Origin of the sequence: Mesorhizobium sp. M3A.F.Ca.ET.080.04.2.1 (genome assembly GCF_003952525.1) — a bacterium.
Lineage (GTDB): Bacteria > Pseudomonadota > Alphaproteobacteria > Rhizobiales > Rhizobiaceae > Mesorhizobium.
Genome location: NZ_CP034451.1, coordinates 910,477 through 930,859 on the forward strand (window position 1 = coordinate 910,477; position 20,383 = coordinate 930,859).

General features: G+C 64.1%; 19 protein-coding genes and 1 pseudogene. 6 read left to right on the forward strand and 14 right to left on the reverse strand.

Translation table 11 applies throughout. The features are described from left to right. Positions 1-144 precede the first annotated feature (144 nt). Positions 145-606 (forward strand): preQ(1) synthase, encoded by a 462-nt coding sequence (gene queF / locus EJ074_RS04290; protein WP_095809138.1) that lies wholly within the window; start codon positions 145-147, stop codon positions 604-606. 15 nt (positions 607-621) lie between these two features. On the opposite strand, the gene EJ074_RS04295 is transcribed toward queF, so the two are convergent. The 4 genes from EJ074_RS04295 to EJ074_RS04310 form a co-directional block, all read right to left on the reverse strand. Continuing rightward, entirely contained in the window at positions 622-1,362 is a 741-nt protein-coding gene (locus EJ074_RS04295; protein WP_165349847.1) for an alpha/beta fold hydrolase, read from the reverse strand. 165 nt (positions 1,363-1,527) lie between these two features. Beyond that, positions 1,528-2,118: a hypothetical protein gene (locus tag EJ074_RS04300; RefSeq protein ID WP_095809139.1), complete on the reverse strand. Its 591-nt coding sequence runs from the start codon at positions 2,116-2,118 to the stop codon at positions 1,528-1,530. 5 nt (positions 2,119-2,123) lie between these two features. After that, entirely contained in the window at positions 2,124-2,603 is a 480-nt protein-coding gene (locus EJ074_RS04305) for a DUF3828 domain-containing protein (RefSeq protein ID WP_095809080.1), read from the reverse strand. Between the two features lie 105 nt (positions 2,604-2,708). Continuing rightward, positions 2,709-4,745 carry an NADH:flavin oxidoreductase gene (locus tag EJ074_RS04310; RefSeq protein ID WP_095809081.1) on the reverse strand — a complete coding sequence of 679 codons (2,037 nt, stop codon included), beginning with the start codon at positions 4,743-4,745 and terminating at the stop codon, positions 2,709-2,711. A 149-nt stretch (positions 4,746-4,894) separates the two neighbouring features. On the opposite strand from EJ074_RS04310, the gene EJ074_RS04315 reads away from it, so the two are divergent. Continuing rightward, on the forward strand, positions 4,895-5,524 hold the full coding sequence (locus EJ074_RS04315) for a TetR/AcrR family transcriptional regulator (protein ID WP_095809082.1): 630 nt from the start codon (positions 4,895-4,897) through the stop codon (positions 5,522-5,524). Between the two features lie 220 nt (positions 5,525-5,744). Here EJ074_RS04315 and EJ074_RS30080 read toward each other — a convergent pair. The 3 genes and pseudogenes from EJ074_RS30080 to EJ074_RS04330 form a co-directional block, all read right to left on the reverse strand. Next, a pseudogene (locus EJ074_RS30080) lies at positions 5,745-5,813 on the reverse strand (cobalamin-binding protein); the annotation flags it as partial. 114 nt (positions 5,814-5,927) lie between these two features. Then, complete coding sequence (locus EJ074_RS04325; protein WP_095809083.1) at positions 5,928-7,577, reverse strand: ABC transporter substrate-binding protein; 1,650 nt, start codon at positions 7,575-7,577, stop codon at positions 5,928-5,930. A 46-nt stretch (positions 7,578-7,623) separates the two neighbouring features. After that, entirely contained in the window at positions 7,624-9,174 is a 1,551-nt protein-coding gene (locus EJ074_RS04330) for a trimethylamine methyltransferase family protein (protein ID WP_095809084.1), read from the reverse strand. 93 nt (positions 9,175-9,267) lie between these two features. Here EJ074_RS04330 and EJ074_RS04335 point away from each other — a divergent pair, with 93 nt between their 5' ends. Then, positions 9,268-10,182, forward strand: coding sequence for a LysR substrate-binding domain-containing protein (locus tag EJ074_RS04335; protein WP_129552793.1), 915 nt, complete (start codon positions 9,268-9,270; stop codon positions 10,180-10,182). A gap of 40 nt (positions 10,183-10,222) precedes the next feature. Continuing rightward, entirely contained in the window at positions 10,223-12,109 is a 1,887-nt protein-coding gene (gene mutL / locus EJ074_RS04340) for a DNA mismatch repair endonuclease MutL (protein ID WP_095809140.1), read from the forward strand. Between the two features lie 199 nt (positions 12,110-12,308). Here the strand turns inward: mutL and EJ074_RS04345 are convergent, their stop codons facing one another. Continuing rightward, complete coding sequence (locus EJ074_RS04345; RefSeq protein WP_095809086.1) at positions 12,309-13,202, reverse strand: DMT family transporter; 894 nt, start codon at positions 13,200-13,202, stop codon at positions 12,309-12,311. Between the two features lie 90 nt (positions 13,203-13,292). Here EJ074_RS04345 and EJ074_RS04350 point away from each other — a divergent pair, with 90 nt between their 5' ends. After that, positions 13,293-14,219 (forward strand): LysR substrate-binding domain-containing protein, encoded by a 927-nt coding sequence (locus EJ074_RS04350; protein WP_095809087.1) that lies wholly within the window; start codon positions 13,293-13,295, stop codon positions 14,217-14,219. A gap of 163 nt (positions 14,220-14,382) precedes the next feature. Beyond that, complete coding sequence (locus EJ074_RS04355; protein ID WP_095809088.1) at positions 14,383-14,616, forward strand: DUF2093 domain-containing protein; 234 nt, start codon at positions 14,383-14,385, stop codon at positions 14,614-14,616. An 84-nt stretch (positions 14,617-14,700) separates the two neighbouring features. Here EJ074_RS04355 and lpxK read toward each other — a convergent pair whose 3' ends face one another. The 6 genes from lpxK to EJ074_RS04385 form a co-directional block, all read right to left on the reverse strand. After that, the gene (gene lpxK, locus EJ074_RS04360) at positions 14,701-15,726 is read right to left on the reverse strand and encodes a tetraacyldisaccharide 4'-kinase (protein WP_095809089.1); all 1,026 of its coding nucleotides are present in this window, start codon (positions 15,724-15,726) and stop codon (positions 14,701-14,703) included. Positions 15,727-15,736: 10 nt separating this feature from the next. After that, the gene (gene waaA / locus EJ074_RS04365) at positions 15,737-17,053 is read right to left on the reverse strand and encodes a lipid IV(A) 3-deoxy-D-manno-octulosonic acid transferase (protein ID WP_095809090.1); all 1,317 of its coding nucleotides are present in this window, start codon (positions 17,051-17,053) and stop codon (positions 15,737-15,739) included. Further along, positions 17,050-17,823, reverse strand: a complete 774-nt coding sequence (locus EJ074_RS04370) for a lysophospholipid acyltransferase family protein (RefSeq protein ID WP_095809091.1) — start codon at positions 17,821-17,823, stop codon at positions 17,050-17,052. The genes waaA and EJ074_RS04370 overlap by 4 nt, the downstream gene beginning before the upstream one ends. A 5-nt stretch (positions 17,824-17,828) precedes the next feature. Beyond that, complete coding sequence (locus EJ074_RS04375) at positions 17,829-18,074, reverse strand: DUF4170 domain-containing protein (protein WP_095809141.1); 246 nt, start codon at positions 18,072-18,074, stop codon at positions 17,829-17,831. An 80-nt stretch (positions 18,075-18,154) separates the two neighbouring features. Beyond that, positions 18,155-18,958 (reverse strand): 3'(2'),5'-bisphosphate nucleotidase CysQ, encoded by an 804-nt coding sequence (locus EJ074_RS04380; RefSeq protein WP_129552794.1) that lies wholly within the window; start codon positions 18,956-18,958, stop codon positions 18,155-18,157. Continuing rightward, positions 18,945-20,288, reverse strand: a complete 1,344-nt coding sequence (locus EJ074_RS04385; RefSeq protein ID WP_095809093.1) for a TldD/PmbA family protein — start codon at positions 20,286-20,288, stop codon at positions 18,945-18,947. Before EJ074_RS04385 ends, EJ074_RS04380 begins: the two co-directional genes overlap by 14 nt. Positions 20,289-20,383 lie beyond the last annotated feature (95 nt).

A 20,383-nucleotide genomic window follows, 5' to 3' on the forward strand; every position in this document is an offset into this window, starting at 1 on the left:
TTCATATGAAAACCGCTGCGCCCCTTTCACTCAGGTGCTAAATGAGCGCCCAATCGCGCCGCTCCCATCGGATCGCGGCGCATTTTCCAGCTTTGATTGCGGCTGCCGCCGTCGACGTTTTCAGGCGGCAGCAAGGAGCCGCCCATGACCGATGCAAAGAACCTCACCCAACTCGGCAAGCACGTCGAGACGCCACCGCGTCCAGAACAGGCGGTTCTGGAAACCGTGCCATTCTCGCGCGGTGATGGGCCGCCGGCGATCGTGCGTTTTACCTGCCCGGAGTTCACCTCGCTGTGCCCGGTCACCGGCCAGCCAGACTTCGCCCACATCGTCATCGACTACGCACCGGACAAGACGCTGGTGGAATCGAAATCGTTGAAGCTGTTCATGACTTCGTTCCGCAATCACGGCGCCTTCCATGAGGAATGCACAGTCATGATCGGCCGACGCATCGTCGAGGCGACCAAGCCGCTCTGGCTGCGTGTCGGCGGCTACTGGTTCCCGCGCGGCGGAATCCCGATCGACGTGTTCTGGCAGACGGGCGCACCGCCGGAAGGTGCGTGGCTGCCCGACACGGGCGTCGCGCCCTATCGCGGGAGAGGTTGAGCCGCTGGACACCCGTCAGGGAGGATTGACACCGGGTCGGCAGAGGTTTTTTGAAAGGAACGGCAGAACCGCGTCGCTGTAGCGCTGCTCGTCGTGGCGCAGCAGATCAACGTGGCCAGCCCGGTCGAACCAGACCAACTCTGATCCGCGCGCGGCGTTTTGCAAGGCCATGACCTGCCCTTGATCGATGAAGGGATCGATGCCGCCGGCAAGCAGCATGAGCGGTTTGCCGAGCTTGCCGAGACGATCGACGGGCCTGACATCATCGGCGCCGAAACCGAGACGCAGCGGCATTTGGGCCAAAAGGACATCCACCTGGAAGCGTCGCGCGACGTGAAAGGGCATGCGCCAAGCTGTCGTCTCCCTCAGGCTCGCGTAGAGTTGCTCCAGTACATAAGCGTCGGCTCGGGCCTCTGGCGCGGCAAAGACAAGTGATGCAGCACCCAGCGATGAGCCGACAGCGCCAAGCTTCTGGCCGGTAAAGCGCTGTCTCGCATAGGCTAGGATGCGAGCCGCGTCCTTTCCTTCGCTGTAGCCAAAGCCCTGAACCGTGCCACCGCTCTCGCCATGTCCCGACAGATCGAACAGTACGACGGAGTAGCCGGCGTCGAACAGCAGTTTTGCTCTTTGCACCATGGCAAGCCTATTGGCGCCGCGCCCATGCAAAAGGACGATGGCGCCGCAACTGCCTTCTCGCTGCGCCACCCAGCCGGCGAGTTCTGGCGCGCCAGCCTGCTCGAGTTCGACGCGATCCACAGGCAGATCGCTTGCCGCTGTCAGGCTCTCGCGTGGCTTGCGGGCGATCAGCGTCGTTCCGACAGCCCAATCGACACAAGCGGCGACGCACAGTCCGACGCCGGCAGTCATGAGAAGAGCACGAAATCTCATCGGCGATTGCCTGGCGGCGATTTCATCGGCGGCTCACTCGCACTGGTACTGGCTCAGCGCCCATTCTCCGGTGACCGACAGAAGGTCGGATATCTTCCAGTCGCCGCCAATCTTCTTCAACTTCCACTCGAGGCGGTGCTGGTTGCCGGCGACGACGAAGGCGACGACGACCTTGGCTTCGTCGCCCTTGACCGCCTCGATGGTCTTCAGGCTGCCGTCTATGGCCGCTTTGTCATAATTGGCATTGTCGAGCGCCATGTTGGGATCGAGACATTCGCCCTGCCCCGATTGCCGAAGCGCATCGCTTTTGTCGAGCACGGTCTTGGCCGGATCGATGAAGTTCTTACGCTCAGTTGGATCGAGCTCCAACCCGAGATGCTCGTAGAAGGGCTTGACCAGCGCCGTCGGCGAGCCCGGCAGGACGGGTGCGACCGGGGCGTTTTCCGCAGGCGGCGATGCGGCCGGCGGATTGGCGGGCAACGTATCGTCCGCAGGCGCATTGCTGGAGTCGGATGGCGGCTTTTGCGGCGGCGTGCCGAACAGGCCTTGCGCCGAGGCGGCGTCGCTCAGCCCAGCAGTCAGCATCGAGACCATTGGAAACGCCAGGACAAGGCGACGAAGCAACTGAATCACTCCGCCGTCGAACCAGACATGCATTCGAGAGCGCTCAGCGTCCAGCCGCTGGATTTGGAAGCGATATCGGCGATCTTCCATTTGCCGTCGATCTTCTTCAGAGACCAGATCATTTCGCGTTTGGAATCATCGCCTTCCGGAAAGAGATTGAAGGTCACGGTGACGCTGGCGCTATCGCCGTCCACCTGTTCCGAAAGCTTCAGCGTCTTGGCGACGGTCTTCTCGTCATAGTCCTGAGCGTCGAGACCGGGGGCGAAGTCGATGCACGGCACCTCGTCCGGCTTGTTCTTCTGCACCTGATCATTGAGCTCGAAAAGCTTGGTCACCGGCTCGGTGAAACGATCGCGGTATCTCAGGTCGGCCTCGAATTTGACTTCGGGCCTGTAGAAGAACTTCACCGCATTGGATGCCGGCCCGGCCAGGGCGGCCGCAGGCGCTGCGATCGAGAGGGCGGCGGCAAGCACAGTCAGTCTCATCCGATAAGCTCCAGGCTTCGTGGCGGGAACCATTCAATACCACGAATCCTGGGGCTGGTTAGGGCTGAACCTGTGTTGTGGGTGAGCGGAGCCCGCTGCCGGCCATCAGATATCCTTCGCCAGACGCAACGCATCGTAGATCGCGGCGTGGGTGTTGCGAGCCGAGACAGCGTCTCCGATGCGGAAGAGCTGAAATCGGCCCTGCGGATTGCGTGCGACCGATTGCGGTTGCCCGGCGATGAGCTCATCGTGCGAGATCTCGCCTTGGTTGGTCGATTTGGGTTTCAGTTCGAAATAGATGTCGTCGAGCGGTATGGTGCCGTGATTGACGACAATCTGGTCCACGACACGCTGCTTGGACACGCCGCCGTAGTCGCTGCCGACATGTGCAATGAGCTGGTTGCCGCTCTTTTCGACAAACTCGAGCCGATAGGTCACCGTGAAGGTCACATCGAGCTTCTGAAGAGATCTCATATAGGGCACGAGATTCATGGCCATGACCTCGGGTGAGAAGGACCGGTCCGGTGTCATGATCTCGACCTTTCCGCCGGCACCCGCGATGAATTCGGCAGCTTGCAGCGCTGCGTGGTCACCGGCGTCGTCGAAGATGAGAACATTGGTCCCCGGCTTCACGTCTCCCGAGATGATATCCCATGAGGACACCACCAACTCGTTGCCCTTGGAAAGCACCTCGGTGTGCGCCACCCCGCCCGTGGCAATGATGACGACGTCCGGATTCTCGGCCTCGATGGTTTCGGCTTCCGCCCAGGTGTTGAACTGGATGGACACTCCGTGCTTTTCGCACTGGGCCATGCGCCAATCGATGATGCTCATCATCTCCCTGCGACGCGGGCTCTGCGCCGTCAGGCGTATCTGCCCTCCGGGATGGCTTGCGGCCTCGAAGACCACCACCTCATGTCCGCGCTCACCCGCCACGCGGGCCGCCTCCAGGCCTGCCGGACCGGCACCCACGACGACAACTTTCTTGCGGGTCTCGGCCTTGGCGACGACGTGCGGCATGGTCAGCTCGCGACCTGTCGCGGCATTGTGGATGCAGTATGCCGCTCCACCCTGGTAGATACGGTCAAGGCAATAGTTGGCGCCCACACAGGGCCTGATTTCCTCTTCGCGCTTCTCGATGATCTTGCGCACGATGTGCGGATCGGTCATGTGAGCGCGCGTCATGCCGATCATGTCCACCTTGCCCGACGCGATCGCGTGGCGCGCAGTCGCCACGTCCGGTATCTTCGCTGCATGGAAGGTTGGGAAGTTCGTCGCAGCGCGAATCTCGCCCGCAAAATCGAGGTGCGGCGAGTTGGTCATTCCCTGGATGGGAATAACGTCCGTCAAGCCCGCATCGGTGTCGATGTGGCCGCGGATCACGTTGAGGTAGTCGACAAGTCCGCTTTCCTTGAGGCGCTTGGAGATTTCAAGGCCCTCCGACTTGCCGGTGCCGCCGGGGAGACATTCATCCGCAGTGTATCGCAGGCCCAGGATGAAGTCCTCGCCCACCCGTGACCGGATCGCCTTCAAGACATCCAGGCAGAAGCGCAGGCGATTGTCGAGGGATCCGCCATAGGGACCGTCAAGCTCGTTGGTGAGCGGTGACGTGAACTGATCGAGCAGGTGGCCGTAGGCCTCGAGTTCGACGCCATCCATCCCGCCCGCCTTCATTCGCTCGGCGGCGTCTGCGAAGTCTTTGATGATGCGCTCGATATCCCAATCTTCGATCTTCTTGGGAAACGCGCGATGTGAGGCCTCACGGTGATGGGACGGAGCCACGACCGGAAGCCAATCGCCCTTGTCCCAGCGTGTGCGGCGCCCGAGATGGGTGAGCTGGATCATGATGGCGGCGCCCTCTTCGTGGACCGCATCGGTCATCTGCTTGATCCACGGCACGATCTCGTCCTTGTAGGCGAGCAGGTTGTTGAAAACAGGAGGGCTGTCCTTCGAAACCGCCGCAGACCCGGCTGTCATCGTCATCGCCACACCGCCCTTGGCCCTTTCCAGCGTGTAAGCACGATAACGCTCCTTCGGCATCCCATCCTCCGGATAGGCCGGCTCGTGCGACGTCACGATGATGCGATTGCGCAGGGTCAAATGCTTGAGCTTGTAAGGCTGCAGAAGGGGATCGTTCGACATCCGACGGACTCCGGGCTGAGACAGGCAAGCGTGAACGCTATTCGAAAATGTACATCTGTGTCAAGTTCATGTTCTAAGATGTCAGCTTAATCGACGTAGGCGTACATTTTGCTGGTTCTGACTTCGACATTTTGTTAGGAAGCAAGCTCATGGAGCAAATTTCGAACGATAGCCGATGGCGCGGATCTGCGGAGGGGTGGCTCGAAGCCGCCTACGACCTGCTTCTCGAATCCGGAGTCGATACCGTCAGAATTTCGCCCCTTGCCAAGACGCTGGGCCTGTCGCGCACCAGCTTCTATTGGTTCTTCAAGGATCGGGAAGAACTGCTTGCAGCGCTGGTGACCCGTTGGCGGGACAAGAACACCGGCAACCTCGTCAAGCAGGCCGAGGCATATGCCGAGACGGTCGCCGAAGCGATGCTGAACGTCTTCGACTGCTGGCTCGACAAGTCCTTGTTCGATTCTCCGTTCGAGTTCGCGGTCAGAAGCTGGGCGCTTCAGTCTCCCGACATTCTGGCGGAGGTGCAGAAAGCCGACCAGATGCGGCTCGACGCGATGAGCCAAATGTTCATCCGCTTCGGCTACGAGCAGAGCTCAGCCGACGCCCGAGCGCGCACCGTCTACCTCGTGCAGATCGGCTACATCTCAATGCAGACCAAGGAAGATCTCGCGGCCCGCATGAAGCGAATTCCCAAATATGTGGAGATCTTCACCGGGAAGTCTCCCCAGCAGCGCGAACTGGACCGTTTCTTCGCCAGGCATAGCTATTCGGGGAATTGAAGCAACGTCGAGAATTGCAATTGCGGACCCGGTCGAGCGCCGAGCCCGCGCATTTGCCAAGCCGGGATGCGCGCAGCCGCTCTCGACGCCGATATTTGCGATGGCCTTCACAGCCCGAAACAGGCGCCTCGGTTGAGGCAGGTAAGCGAATTCTGCATGTTCAGCCAACCAATTTGCAGGTGAACCTGAGATGTCAAAACTCTTTCCGCGTCTGTTTTCGCCTGTAGAGAAGAATGTGGGTGCCTTGCTCGATTTCTTCCTTCAGTCCGTCATAGAGGCAGTCATGCATCCGCTGCACAAGTTCCTCGTCGGAAAGCTCTGACCTTGCTGTAGGTTCGATATCGAAAAGTCGGCCGGCATCTGAACGAACAGGTGCCGGCCCAGATCAGCCCTGGGAGTGGGCTCAGGCATCCAGCCAGACGTTCTGAAAGTCCATTTCGTAGGTCTGGTGCATTCCGTAGTTCTTCACCTTCTTGTTCATGTGGCAGTAGAGCTTCTGCCAGAACGGCTGGATGATGACGCCGGAATCCTGCAGGATCTGCTCGACGTCCTTCATGACTTCCTTGCGCTTGTCGGGATCGGCGAGCGAAAGTGCTTGCTTGAGCTTGGCGTCGAAATCCGGATTGGCAAAGGCCGTCTCGTTCCAGGCCTCTCCCGAGCGATAGCCGAGCGCAAGCACCTGAACGCCGAGCGGACGCATGTACCAGATCGTCATCGAATAAGGATATTTCGTCCAATCGTTCCAGAAGGTCGAGCCCGGAAGCACGGTACGCTTCACCTTGATACCGGCCTCGCGCAATTGGCCGGCGATCGCATCGCCGGTGTTCTTCTGCCATTCGTCCTCGACCGTGATAAGTTCATGCTCGAAGTCGGCCTGTCCGGCATCCGCCATCAGCTTCTTGGCGGCGGCAGCGTCCCGCGTCTTCTTGGGCAGAGGGTAGTATTCGGGATGGATCGGGCTGACGTGATGGTTCTCGCCCACCGTGCCGCGCCCGGCGTAGCCGAGTTGCATGACGGCATTGTTGTCGACTGCCATCTGCAGCGCGTTGCGCACCCGCTGGTCGTCATAGGGTTTGTGCGTGATGTTGGTGCGGGCAACAAGCGTGGTCGCCGTGGCGACCTCCGACTTCACCAGATCCATCTTGTCGAGGGCGTCGATAAAGTCGGCCGGCGTTTCGAAATCGAGGTCGATCTCGCCGGAATCGAAGGCGTTCACCGTGGCGTTGAAGTCAGTGCCGTAGTCAATGAACTCGACACTGTCGAGCGGCGCTTCGCCGCCCCACCACTTGCCGTTCTCGCGACGCTTGACGACCGCCTTCTGGCCGACGTCATAGGACACCAGTTCGAAAGCTCCCGTACCGATCGGCTTCTTGATCGGGTCGGCGCCGTCCTTGTCGAAGTCGCGATGCACGACCAGCGCCGGATAGTCGGTGAAGCCCGGTATGATCGCGATATCGGGTTCGTTGAGCTTGAGCTTGACGGTGAGGTCATCGACCTTGGTGATCGCGCCATCCTTTGCCTTCCCCGTCTTGGCGTCGATCAGCGCGCCGACGCGAGCGGCCATGGAATTGCCGGAAGCGCCCTTCTCGCACCAGCGGTTCAGGTTGGCGACCACGTCATCGGCGTTGAAGGCATCGCCATTGTTCCAGGTCACGCCCTTGCGCAGATGCAGGGTGTATTCGGTGGCGTCGTCATTGACGTCCCAGCTTTCGAGCAGGACCGGCTCGAAGGTGAACTGGTGCGTGTAGCGCACCAGCGGCTCCAGCCAGGTGCGGGTGACGTTTGCCATCTCCGTCCAGTCATAGGTGCGCGGATCCTTCTGCGCCTTGACCGACATAGAGACATGCAGCGTGCCACCCTTCTTGGGCTCCTCGGCCAGCGCTTTGGTCGGCGCGGCAAGGCCGATCATGCCATAGGCAAAAGCCGTGGAGGCGCCGAAAGCGCTTGCCAGCGCCAGGAATTCGCGCCGGTCCATGCGGCCGGCCCGTGCGTCCTCGGCCATTGCCTCGATCGCGCCGGGAACGCGGTCGCCGTTGCTTTTGAAAATCGTCATTTTCTTTCTCCCATTGGTTTGAGCGGGTTTTCGCCCATTCTTTCTCTCAACTAACACTATCAGGCAGCGTTGCCTCGCGTCGCGCTACAAAATCTCTGAGGCCCTCGGCAATGCCCTCGTCGAGCTTCGGCTCCTGGTAATCAGCGAGCATGCTGCGAGCCTTCTCCCGACCGCGCGTGTCATGATCCTTCGCACCCTCGGCGCTCCATTGCTCGAAGGAGTTGTAGTCCATGATGGTCGGCATGAAAAAGGCCTTCTCGAAATGATCGAGCGTGTGCTGGGTACCGAGGAAGTGCCCTTGCGGCCCGACCTCGCGCACCGCCGCCATCGCCTCCTTGAAATCATCGAAGGAAACGCCGCCGGCATATTTGTACCAGCCGGCAAGCTGCTCGCAGTCGGTGGCGAATTTCGAAAAGCCGCAGGTGAGACCCGCCTCGAGCCAGCCGGCCGAGTGCCAGATATAATTGGCCCCGGCAAGGATCGCCGCGTGCATCAGCATGTTCGCTTCGTAACCAGCCTGGGCGTCATTGAGCTTCGAACCGACATGGAAGCCGGAGGTGCGCCACGGCAGCTTGTACTTCCGCGCCAGCGCGCCCATCAGATACATCATCTGGGCGGCTTCCGGCGTGCCGCCCATCGGGGCGCCGGTCTTCATGTCGACGGTGACCATGAACTGGCCGTAGATCTGCGGCGAGCCCGGGCGAATGAGCTGGGTAAAGGCGACACCCGCAAGCGCCTCGGCGTTGACCTGCGCGACCGCGCCGACCGCGGAGGCCGAGGTCGACGCGCCGCACAGCGCAAAAGGCGCCAGGATCAGCGGCTGGCTGTTGCGGGCATAGACCCTCATGGCGTCGATCATGGTGGCGTCCCACACCAGCGGCGAATTGCAGTTGGTGATCGAAACCAGCACCGGGTTGTCGCGGACGAAGTCTTCGCCGAAGACGATGCCGGCCATCGCCATTGTGTCTTCGGCCCGCTCCTTGGACGTCACGATGCCCATGAACGGCTTGTCGGAGTGCTTAAGCGCCGAATGGATAATGTGGAGATGGCGCTTCGGCACCGGAATCTCCATCGGCTCGCAGATGATCGAGCTCGACGAATGCAGCGCCGGCGCCATGTAGGCAAGCTTGTGCAAGTTGTTGAGATCGGCCAGCGTGCCGTAGCGCCGATTGTTGTCGAGGTCACGCACATAGGGTGCGCCATACATCGGCACGAAGATCGAGTTCTTGCCGCCGACCCGCACGGTGCGCTCAGGGTTGCGCGCGTTGAGGGTGAATTCCGACGGGACCTTCGACACGAGCTCCAGCAGCAATGCGCGGTCGATGCGGACTCGCGTCTCCTTGACGTCGGCGCCGGCCGCCTTCCACTGGGCGATCGCTTCCTCGTCGCGGAACTCGCAGCCGACCTCTTCAAGAATGCTGAGCGACTCTTGGTTGATCAGTTCCACCGCTTCGTCGGGAACGATCTGATAGACGGGAATTTGACGGACCAAGGTCGGGAACGACGCAATCGGCGCGCTCCTCAGCGCCTTGCGCCCAAGGCGGCCGCCACCGCGACGATGAGTAGGTTCGGTCGCTTCCGCAGCCAGTCCGTTCATGGAACCTCCATCCCTTCCAGTTCCGGTCAACTTAGCGAGGCGAAATGTGACTGTGACGCTGGAAAATCCTGATCTCTAGTATAAGCTATGCTTATGCGAAATCTGCGTCAACTTCTCCCCTCGGCCGGCAGCCTGATTGTCTTCGAGGCGGCAGGCCGGCTGTCGAGCTTCACCGCCGCCGGGCGCGAGCTCGGCATGACGCAAGCCGCCGTTTCTTACGCGGTGCGTGGCCTGGAGGAGCAGCTCGGCGTCAAGCTCTTCCAGCGCCGCCACCGCCAGGTGCTCCTGACGGAGGCCGGCGAGCGCTTCCATGCCGATGTCTCGCTGGGCCTGTCGCATATCCGCAAGTCGGCCGAGGACCTTCGCCTGCAGGCGACCGGCGGGCATGTGACGGTTGCCGCATCGACGGCGTTCGGCTCCTTCTGGATGATGCCGCGCCTGCAGCAGTTCCGCGACGCGCTGCCGGGCATTGATCTGCGCATCCAGACCGCCGACCGCGACCTCGACATCATCGCCGAAGGCATCCCGCTCGGCGTGCGCGGCGGCTTGCCCGCGCACTGGCCGGACTATCATTCGCTGCCCCTCGCCGACGAAGAGATCTTCCCGGTCGCTGGCCCCGGCTATCTGGCGAAGTTCGGGCCGCCCGAGACCGTCGCGGAACTGGCCACGCACCGGCTCATCCATCTCGAGGAGCCCTACCGCGAGGCCCCGAACTGGGACGAATGGTTCGCATCCGCCGGGACCAGCCTGCGCAATGCCGAACGCGGACTGCGCATCAACGACTACGCCCTTGTGATCCAGGCGGTGATGGAAGGACAAGGCATCGCCCTCGGGTGGCGGCACCTTGTCGAGCGCCTCGTTGCGGCGGAACTGCTGGTGCCGCTGACCAATCATGTGCTCAGGACCGGGATCGCGTTCTACGTGATCTGGCCGAAGAACCGAGAGCTCAGCGACAACGCGCGCAAGGTACGGGATTGGCTGGCAGCGCAGGCGAGGCAATCGAACTAGTCCCTCCCGCATGCGCCGCGAATCCGCCTATAATCGCGCCATGCCCATCCGCCAGCTTTCCGAAACGATGATCAACCAGATCGCCGCCGGCGAGGTCATCGAGCGTCCTGCGAGCGTGGTCAAGGAACTGGTCGAAAACGCGCTCGACGCCGGTGCTTCGCGCATCGAGGTGGTCACCGCTGGGGGCGGCCTGAACCTGATCCGCGTCACCGACGATGGCTCCGGCATCCCCGAACCGGAGCTGGCGCTGGCGGTCGCCCGTCACTGCACCTCCAAGCTTGCCGACGACATCCACGACATCCGCTCGCTTGGCTTCCGCGGCGAGGCCCTGCCATCGATCGGCTCCGTCGCGCGGCTGTCGATCCGCTCGCGAACAGCCAGCGGCGATAGCGCGGCCGAGATCGGCATCGAGGGCGGCCGTCTCCTGCCCGTCAGGCCGGCGGCGGCCAATCGCGGCACCACGGTCGAGGTGCGCGACCTGTTCTTCGCCACACCGGCCAGGCTCAAATTCATGAAAGGCGAGCGGGCCGAAAGCTCGGCCACGAGCGACGTGGTCAAGCGCATCGCCATCGCCTTCCCCCACGTGCGCTTCACGCTCGCCGGCGCCGACCGCTCGACCCTGGAGCTGCCGGCAACAAGCGACACGCCCGAAGGCCGGCTCGCCCGCGTCGCGCAGGTGATGGGCACCGACTTTCCCGATAACGCCATCGCCATCGATGCAGTCCGCGACGGCGTTCATCTTGCCGGCCACGTCTCGATCCCGTCCTACACGCGCGCCAACGCGCTGCAGCAATATGCCTATGTCAACGGCAGGCCGGTGCGCGACAAGCTGATTGCCGGCGCGATTCGCGGCGCTTTCGCCGATGTCCTGCCGCGCGACCGGCACGCGGTGACGGTGCTTTTTCTTTCGCTCGATCCGGCAACTGTCGACGTCAACGTTCATCCGGCCAAGGCCGATGTGCGCTTCCGCGATCCGGGCCTGGTGCGGGGACTGATCGTCGGCGCCATCCGCGAGGCACTGGCCGGCGCCGGCATCCGGGCTGCCACCTCGGGCGCCGCCGGCATGATGGCGGCGTTCCGGCCGGGCGCGGCGCCCTTCGCGCATCCTGGCCCCGCCAACGGACACCGCAGCTACGATGCGGCCTATCGCGCCTCCGGCTTCAGCGGCTTCGATCATGGTTCGAATTTGGCGCGCTCGCCGCAGCGTCCGCTCGACACGGGTTATGGCGATCCTCGGCAGCAAAGGGGCGGCTTCGCGGAGAACGACCAGGCGGCCTTCGATACCGGCCCGCTTGCCAGCGCCGATGCGCGGGCCGGCGAGAGCGCGCCGGCCGAAGCGTTGCTCGGGATGGTGCTGGGCGCGGCACGCGCGCAGGTGCATGAGAATTACATCGTCGCACAGACGAGGGATTCGCTGGTTATCGTCGACCAGCATGCCGCGCATGAGCGGCTTGTCTACGAAGCGCTGAAGAACGCGCTGCATGCGCGCGCCGTGCCTTCGCAGATGCTGTTGCTGCCGGAGATCGTCGACCTGCCGGAAGAGGATGCCGAGCGGCTGGCCATGCATTCGCATACGCTCGCCAAATTCGGCCTCGGCCTGGAACGCTTCGGGCCGGGCGCGGTGGCGGTGCGCGAGACGCCATCGATGCTCGGCGAAACCGACGTGCAGCAGCTGGTGCGCGACCTTGCCGACGAAATCGCCGACAACGATACCGTCGAAACGCTGAAGGAGCGTTTGGACAAGATAGCGGCGACGATGGCCTGCCATGGCTCGGTGCGCTCGGGCCGGCTGCTCAAGGCGGAGGAGATGAACGCGCTTTTGCGCCAGATGGAGGCGACCCCGGGCTCCGGCACCTGCAACCACGGACGTCCGACTTACATCGAGCTCAAGCTCGCCGACATCGAAAGGCTGTTCGGGCGGCGGTGAGAAACCACATAGGGCGCAGACCCCCACCCGGACCTTCGGCCCGACCTCTCCACAAGGGGGAGGTAGGGCGCCGCGCCTTAACCCTCCCCCTTGTGGCCCCGTGTGGGGAGGGTCGCTGCGCCAGCAGCGGAGTGAGGGTCCGAAAAGAGCCGCTTTCAACGGCACTTTTCGATGTGAAAGATGAAGCCTGCTCTTTGATCTAGCGCTTGAAATTCACCACGATCACGCCACCCAGCGCGAGCGCGCCCCCCATGACACCGAGCAGTGTCGGCACCTCGCCCAGCCAGAAGAAGCCGATCAGGGCGGAGGTCGGCGAGACCAGGTAAAGAAAGTTCGAGGCGCGCGCGGCGGGCAAGCGCGAGAGCGCGGTCGCCCAGGCGGCATAGGCGATCAGGCTGGGCACGACGCCGAGATAGATGACGGCACCGAGACCAGCGAGATCGGCGACCGCCGCCTGGGCGACCGCCTCCGGCAGGAATGGAGACAGGCAGAGCGCGCCAAGCACCATGTTGGAGGCGGCAATCGTCAGCGGATGATGGCGGGCAAAGAGCGGCTTCTGCACGATCGTGTTGACCGCGGAGCAGAGCGCCGAGCCCAGCACCAGCAGCGCGCCGGCGTTGAAATGCAAGCCGTGCCCGTCGGCGACCGCGATGATGCCGATGCCGGTGAACGAAATCACCGTGCCGGCCCAGGCCATCGCCGAGAAGCGCTCGCCGAGCAGCGCCATCGCCATTATGGCGGTGAAGATCGGGCTGACATTGATGATGAAGCCGGCGGCACCCGCCGAGACGGTTAGCTCGCCGAAATTGAGCATGGCCGTATAGAGCGCGACGAAGATGGCGCCACCGAAGGCGAAGCGCCACAGCTCATCGACCCTGGGCAGCGCCGGACGCTTCACGGCGAGAAAGATGGCGGCCGGGGCGGCCGCAATGGCAAAGCGCAACGCCCCGAGTTCGAGCGGTTGGAAGGCGGCAAGGCCGGCGCGGATCGCCGGAAAGGCCGAGGCCCAGCCGACCACCGTGAGGGCCACCGCGATCCCAGCAGTTGTGTCCATGCGCTGTGTCTCATTCAACGTGCCGGTGTAAGCGCTCATTACAGATTCCCCGTCTTTCAGTGCCATGGAGGTAGAAAACGCGATGGCCGGCCCGTTGACAAACGAGCATTTCGAGGGTCAGCTGTGAGTATGGATCACAGCTCTGACCGGATGCTGCCGCTGGAGACGTTGCGCGCCTTTGACGCGGCGGCGCGCACGGGAAGTTTCTCGGCGGCGGCCGAGAAACTCAACCTCACCCATGGCGCGGTGAGCCGCCAGATCGCCAAGCTGGAGGACTGGCTTGGGCTCAAGGTGTTCGAGCGCAACGCGCGCGGCGTGACGCTGACCAATGAGGGCAACCGGCTGCACCTTCGCACCACCGAGGCCTTCGCGCTGATCTCGGTCAATTCCGACCGTTGGGTGGAGCCGCGCGGCACCGCGGTGGTGCGGCTGGCCTCGATCCCTTCGGTCAGCGGCCTCTGGCTGATGCCGCGCATGGCGGCGCTCGAGAACAACCCGACCCGGCTGCGCATTGTGCTGGACATCGACAACCGCCAGTCCGACCTCGCCGAGGAGGGCATCGACCTTTCGGTGCGTTGCGGGCGCGGCCGCATTCCCGGCCGCGTTTCGGTGCGGCTTTTCGAGGAGCACATCTTCCCGATCGCATCGCCGGAGCTGGCAAAGGAAATCGGGCGCGGCGACCCGGCCCGACTGCTCAAATTCCCGCTGATCAATGATTCCGACGCTTCCGGCTGGCGCGCGTGGCTCGCGGCGCAGGACGTCGACTATCGCCCGCGCCCGCAAGACCGGCGCTTCGAGGACTACAACCTGGTGCTGGACGCGGCCGCGCATGGTCTCGGCATCGCGCTTGCGCGGCCGCCGATGACGCAAGATCAGCTGAAGTCCGGGAGGATCGTGGCCGTCGACGAGCGCGTCGCGCTCAATCCGATATCCTATTGGATGGATCGACCAGTAGGTCGTCCGCGCGCCGCGGCCGCCGACCTTGCCCGGCGCATCGGCGAGCAGGCGGGGCTGGCGCAGGAAAAGCTCGACGCGTTCCTGCAGGACGACGCGTAGCCGGCGGCGGCCAGCACAGCCGCAACACCTCGATGGCGGTGAGCCGAGGCGAACGACCGGCCAGGCTCGAACCTCGTGTCGATTTCCCATCTGCGAGGGTGTCAAGCTTGACCTTGCTCGAGATTTGTGGCGATTGAAGCCCAATGAACCCACATGTCATTTCATGATGAACCGTTTTGAAGGCCCCGGCGGCAAGGAAGCGCGCATCCGTTATCTCGATGGCGATTTCCAGGTCACCAGCCCCGGCTCGTTCGTGCGCTGCGCGGTGACCGGCGAGAGCATTCCGCTGGACGAGCTCAAATATTGGAGCGTCGCAAGGCAGGAGCCCTATGCGAACGCGGCAGCCTCATTGCGCCGAGAGATCGAAACGCATCCGGAATTGCGCAGCCGGGGGTAGGTTCGTCCCGCTGGACACCGAAGCGCCGCGTTTCTTCGCGCCCCCTCTGTCTCGCCCGTTTCTGCATCGCCGCCCAATCGCGGCCTATCCCCGCATCTTGCGCTGGCGCCACGCATCCAGCGTCTCGTTGATGATGCGCTCCGGGACATGGTCGAGCTCGAACACGGCGTCGATCTCCAGCACGTCCAGTTGATCCAGAAAGTTGGCCGGCGTGCCGTGGCGCAGGCGCGCGGCATCCTTGGCGGTGGTGACGAGGCGCAGTCCTTCGCGCTTGGCAAGCGTCGCCAGATCGGCGAGCTCGTCCGCGGCATAGACATGATGGTCCGGAAAGGCGCGCGACAGCACGACCTCGCCGCCGGCGCCGCGCACCGTGTCGAAGAATTTTTCGGGATGTCCGATCCCGGCAAAGGCGAGGAAGCGGCCGCCGGCAAAGTGCCCAGGATTAGCCGGCTCGACAAGGGCGAGGAAGATCGGCCGGCCGGCACGAGCCGCCTGGCGCACGACGCCGTCGGCTGCGGAGCCCTCTCCCATCTTCAGCAATCCGCTGGTGAAAACGAGCTGGTCGACGACCTTGGCCCGCAGCGGCCCACCGGGAATGACACGCCCATTGCCGATGCCGAAGCGCGCGTCGACCACGACCAGCGCGTAGTCGATGTGGATGCGCGCCGACTGGAATCCGTCATCCATGATCAGGAAGTCGCAGCCATGCTGTTCCATCAGCAGCCTTGCGCCTGCCGCACGGTTCGGCGTCACCGCCACCGGGGCGTGCTCCGCCAGAAGCAACGGCTCGTCGCCGACATGCTTGGCGGCATCGTGATGCGCATCGACGACATGCGGCTTGGAGAAGGATCCACCATGGCCGCGTGACAGGAAGCCGGGCGTCAGCCGCATGCGCTTTGCCTGTTTCGCCAGCGCGATCGCGACCGGCGTCTTGCCACTGCCGCCGACGGTGAGATTGCCGACGCAAAGCACCGGCGCCGCCATCTTTTCGCGCGGCGCGCGCCGCATGCGGCGCCCGGCGACAAGCCCGTAGGCCGCCGACAGCGGCGATAGCGCCAACACGCGCCAGTCGGGCTTTTCCCACCAGAAGGGCGGCGCTTCGCTTGTCACCGGTCCGGACCTAGCGCCCGTTGGCGCCTTTCAGGCGCGCCTTGACGACCAGCGGCTGGATATAGGGCTCGAGCGACTTCAGCGTGCGGGCCAGCGCGCCGCGCATCTCGTCGACGGTCGCAGCGCCCGCGGCAATCATCTCCTGGCGCGCCACCTCGTTGGTCAGCAGGAAGTTGACCGCGCCGGCCAGCATGTCGCGATCGCGCACCAGCTTGGCGCCGCCGCGGTCGAGCAGGCGCTGGTAAGCCTCGCGGAAATTCTGCACGTTGCGGCCGGCGAGCACCGCCGTGTCGAGCATGGCCGGTTCGAGCGGGTTCTGACCGCCCTCGGAGGTCAGCGAGCGGCCGACGAAGGCGATCTCGGTGAGACGCAGGTAAAGCCCCATCTCGCCGATCGTGTCGCCGAGCAGGATATCGGTGTCGGGCGAAATGCGCTCGCTCTTGCTGCGCCGCGCGACCTTCAGCCCCATGCCGGAAATCTGCGCGGCAAGCGCGTCGGCGCGGTCGGGATGGCGCGGCACGACGATGGTCAGGAGGCCATGGTGGCGGCGATGGAGGGTGGCGTGGACTTCCGCGGCGACGACTTCCTCGCCATCATGCGTCGAAATCGCCGCCCAGGTCGGGCGGCCCCCGATCTGACGCTGCAAGCTGGCCAGTATCCTCTCGTCGACCGGCGGCGGATTGGTGTCCACCTTGAGATTGCCGGACACGGTGACCGGCCGCGCGCCAAGCGCGCGAAAGCGTTCGCCGTCGACATCGGATTGCGCAATCACATGGGCGAGGTTCTCGAACAGCGCCTCGGCGACACTGGCGCGCTTCTTCCACGAGGTGAAGGAGCGATCGGACAGCCGGCCATTGACCAGCACCTGCGGCACGTGACGGGCGCCGAGTTCGAGGATGGTCATCGGCCAGATCTCGGATTCGGCAATGATCGCCAGGTCCGGCCGCCAATGGTCGAGAAAGCGGCTGACAGCCGGTTTCAGGTCGAGCGGCACATATTGATGGATGATGCGATCGCCGAGCCGCTCGTCGGCCACCTGGGCGGACGTCACGGTGCCGGTCGTCAGCACGATGTTGACGCCATAGTCGAGAATGCTCTCGACCAGCGGCACGACGGCAATGGTTTCGCCGACGCTGGCGGCATGGATCCAGATCACCGGCCCAGGCGGGCGCGGCCGACCGGCAACGCCATAGCGCTCGCGGCGACGGTAACGGTCTTCCTTGCCGCGCGAGGCGCGCCAGGCGACATAGGGCCCGATCAGCGGGTAGGCGACGGCGCCGGCATAGCGGTAGGCCGTCAGCATGGCGCGCGCCCAGCGCTCGCTCATTTGCCACCGTCCACGAGGCGGTAGGCCTCGGCGGTCGCGGCGTTGAGCGAGGCGGTGACCTCCTGGCGCTTGCGCTCCATCTCGGCATCGTCGGCGTCGGCCGGCACGAAGACAGGTGTTCCGACCACCACGGCGGAGCGGCCGAACGGCAGGTTGATGGTTGTCTTGTCCCAGCTCCTTTCCAGCACCTTGCGGCGGCTGGTGGTGATCGCCGCCGGCAGGATCGGCCGGCCCGAAAGCCGTGCCAAAAGCACGATGCCCATTCCGGCGTCGCGCGGCTTGCCATGCGGGATATCGGCGATCATGGCGACGTTCTTGCCGGCGACGAGCGCCTTCTTGAGCGCGATCAAGGCCTTGGCGCCGCCCTTGTCGAGGTGGCGCGCATTCTCGCGGCCGCCGGATCCGCGCACCGCCTCGATGCCGAATTTTTCGAGCATCAGCGCGTTGAGCTCGGCGTCGGCGCTTCGCGAAACCATGGCGACCAGCGGCCGGCCCTTGGGATAGAAGGCAGGCGTCAGCAGATGCTGACCGTGCCAGAGCGCGATGATGCCCGGCTCGAGATCGACCTGGGGACCGCCGGCGACCTGGCTCGATCCCTTGACCAGCGGACTGGTCAGGCGCACCAGGCGGACAAACCAAGCGAACAGACCGGCGATGAAGCTCTTGACGAACCCCGACTGCGCCAGCGGCTCGCGAATCCGCCGCCAGAGCGTCGCGTTGCGTCGGGCCGCCGGAACCCTGGTCGGCCCTTTCACAGCTTCATGCTCCATCGGTATCAACCGGAGGCCTTTGCGTCTGGGTCGAGCAACCGGTGCAGGTGAACGACGAAATAGCGCATATGAGCATTGTCGACACTGGCCTGAGCCTTGGCTTTCCAAGCTGCATGGGCCGATTGATAGTCGGGATAGACGCCCACGATGTCGAGGGCGTCGAGATCGCGGAACTCGGTTCCCCCCAGCTTTTTCAGCTCGCCGCCGAACACCAGGTGCAAAAGCTGTTTCTTTCCGTCTTCCGCGGCCATGCCTATCCTTCGCAGATTCATCAATTTTGTCATAGGTCTAGACCAAAGCAGCCGGTTTTGGAACCTTCGACCGGCTCACCCTAGTCAAGCCCGGCGACGACCCCGGCAATGACGCCCAGAAGCTCGCCGCTGCCGGCGGCGAGAGCGCCATGGTTGATCACCTCGCCGGCGTAGCGCGGCGGCTTTCCGCTGCGGTCGAGCAGGACGCCGCCCGCCTCGCTGAGAATCAAGTCCGCTGCGGCGATGTCCCAGTCATGAGCGTTCGGCTTGACGAATGTAGCATCGAGCTTGCCGGCGGCGATCATCGCCAGCCGGTAGGCCAGCGAGGGAATATAGGGCATGCGCCGCAGCCTGCCCTGCCACTTTTCCGGCATCCGGTCGATCAGCGCCTTCGGCCCACCGATGTCGATGGCGTCGGCAAGCGGCCTGACCTGAATGCGCTTGCCGTTGAGGAAAGCGCCCTCGCCCGGCAGTGCCCAATAGGTCTCATGCTTGGCCGGACATTCGAGCACACCGGCCAACGAGCGGCCATTCTCCACCACCGCGACGCTGACGCACCAGGAATGCAGGCCGTCGAGGAAGCCGCGCGTGCCGTCGATGGGGTCGACGACGAAAGTGCGGCGGGCCGACAGGCGCGCATGGTCGTCCGCGGTCTCCTCCGAAAGCCAGCCATAACCCGGCCGTGCCTTGAGCAAGGTCTCGCGCAAATAAGCGTCGGCCGCATGGTCGGCCTCGCTGACCGGCGAGGTGCCGCCCTTCATCCACACCTGCGGGCTGTTGCCGAAATAGCGCATGGCAATCGCGCCGGCCGCGCGGGCGGCGTCGCGCAGCAAGGCGAGGTCCTCGCGCGCTGCGGTTGAAATCACCGCATCAGGCGCCGGCAAGGGTCATCCCCCCGATCAGCAGCGTCGGGGCCGCGGTGCCGAAATTGCGGTCGAGATCGCTCGCCGCCACCATGTTGAGGAACATGGTCTTTAGGTTCGAGGCGATCGTCACCTCCGCCACCGGATAGGCGAGCGCGCCGTTCTCGATCCAGAAGCCGGAGGCGCCGCGGCTGTATTCACCGGTGATCATATCGACGCCTTGACCAAAAACTTCAGTAACATAGAAGCCGTTTTTGAGAGACTTGATTAGCTCCTCGGGCGGCTGTTCACCCGGCTCGATGGCAAGATTGGTGGAAGACGGCGAGACGGAAGAGCCGCTGCGCGAGCCGCGCCCATTGGTGGCGAGGCCAAGCTCGCGCGCGGCCGATGTCGAGAGGAACCAGTGGTTCAGCACACCCTTCTCGACCATCAGAAGCTTCTCGCCTTCGACGCCTTCGCCATCGAAGGGGCGCGAGGCCTGGCCGCGACGCCGCAGCGGCTCGTCGGTAACGGTGATGGCGCTCGATGCCACCTGCTTGCCCATCATGTCGCGCAGGAAGCTGGTCTTGCGCGCCACGGCGGCACCGTTGATGGCGCCGGCGAGATGGCCGGCGATCCCGCGCGCGACGCGGGGATCGAACACGACATCGACCGGGCCGGTCGCCGCCTTGCGGGCGCCGAGGCGGCGCACGGCGCGCTCGCCGGCCTTGCGGCCGATTTCCTCCGGCGCATCGAGATCGGCGAAATGCTGGCGAGAGGAGAATTCATAGTCGCGCTCCATGCCCGTGCCCTCGCCGGCAATCACGCTGGTCGAGCGCGAAAAACGCGAGGCGACATACTGGCCGAGGAAGCCATGCGAAGTGGCCAGCACCAGGCCTCCCAGCCCGCCGCTGGCGCTGCTTCCGGCTGAATTGGTGACCCCCTTCACCGCAAGCGCCGCTGCTTCCGCCGCAAGCGCTGCCTCCTTCAGCTGATCGGCCGATACCTCGGTCGGGTCAAAAAGATCGAGATCGCGCAAATTGCGGGCAAGCAGCGCCGGATCGGCCAGACCTTGAAAGGGATCTTCGGGGGAAACTCTCGCCATGGCGACGGCGCGCTCGGCCAGCGTCTTCGGATCGGAGGCGGCGGTGGCCGATACGCTCGCCACCCGCTGGCCGACGAAGACGCGCAGCGAGACATCCTCGCTTTCCGAGGATTCGGTTCCTTCGACCTTGCCGAGCCTGACCGACACGCCGGCCGAGCGGCCGCGTACTGCAACGGCGTCGGCGGCATCCGCGCCGGCGCGCCTGGCGGCCTCGACGAGCGCCGCGACGCGATCGGTCAGTTTCGCTGCGTCGAGCTTGTCGGTCATGCTGTTGTTGATCCCTGTTGTTCAAGCGGGCCGTTGGGGCGGAACCCTGCCGCACCATCTATTGTTCCACCATCGCTTGTGCAATGGGCTGCGCG

Excerpts from the sequence above, each read along its gene's own strand:
- mutL (WP_095809140.1), top strand. The coding sequence starts at position 10,223 with ATGCCCATCCGCCAGCTTTCCGAAACGATGATCAACCAGATCGCCGCC.
- EJ074_RS04370 (WP_095809091.1), bottom strand. The coding sequence starts at position 17,823 with ATGGAGCATGAAGCTGTGAAAGGGCCGACCAGGGTTCCGGCGGCCCGA.
- EJ074_RS04375 (WP_095809141.1), bottom strand. The coding sequence starts at position 18,074 with ATGGCCGCGGAAGACGGAAAGAAACAGCTTTTGCACCTGGTGTTCGGC.
- EJ074_RS04355 (WP_095809088.1), top strand. The coding sequence starts at position 14,383 with ATGATGAACCGTTTTGAAGGCCCCGGCGGCAAGGAAGCGCGCATCCGT.
- EJ074_RS04350 (WP_095809087.1), top strand. The coding sequence starts at position 13,293 with ATGGATCACAGCTCTGACCGGATGCTGCCGCTGGAGACGTTGCGCGCC.
- queF (WP_095809138.1), top strand. The coding sequence starts at position 145 with ATGACCGATGCAAAGAACCTCACCCAACTCGGCAAGCACGTCGAGACG.
- EJ074_RS04315 (WP_095809082.1), top strand. The coding sequence starts at position 4,895 with ATGGAGCAAATTTCGAACGATAGCCGATGGCGCGGATCTGCGGAGGGG.
- EJ074_RS04325 (WP_095809083.1), bottom strand. The coding sequence starts at position 7,577 with ATGACGATTTTCAAAAGCAACGGCGACCGCGTTCCCGGCGCGATCGAG.
- EJ074_RS04330 (WP_095809084.1), bottom strand. The coding sequence starts at position 9,174 with ATGAACGGACTGGCTGCGGAAGCGACCGAACCTACTCATCGTCGCGGT.
- EJ074_RS04310 (WP_095809081.1), bottom strand. The coding sequence starts at position 4,745 with ATGTCGAACGATCCCCTTCTGCAGCCTTACAAGCTCAAGCATTTGACC.
- EJ074_RS04345 (WP_095809086.1), bottom strand. The coding sequence starts at position 13,202 with ATGAGCGCTTACACCGGCACGTTGAATGAGACACAGCGCATGGACACA.
- waaA (WP_095809090.1), bottom strand. The coding sequence starts at position 17,053 with ATGAGCGAGCGCTGGGCGCGCGCCATGCTGACGGCCTACCGCTATGCC.
- EJ074_RS04335 (WP_129552793.1), top strand. The coding sequence starts at position 9,268 with ATGCGAAATCTGCGTCAACTTCTCCCCTCGGCCGGCAGCCTGATTGTC.
- EJ074_RS04385 (WP_095809093.1), bottom strand. The coding sequence starts at position 20,288 with ATGACCGACAAGCTCGACGCAGCGAAACTGACCGATCGCGTCGCGGCG.
- EJ074_RS04305 (WP_095809080.1), bottom strand. The coding sequence starts at position 2,603 with ATGAGACTGACTGTGCTTGCCGCCGCCCTCTCGATCGCAGCGCCTGCG.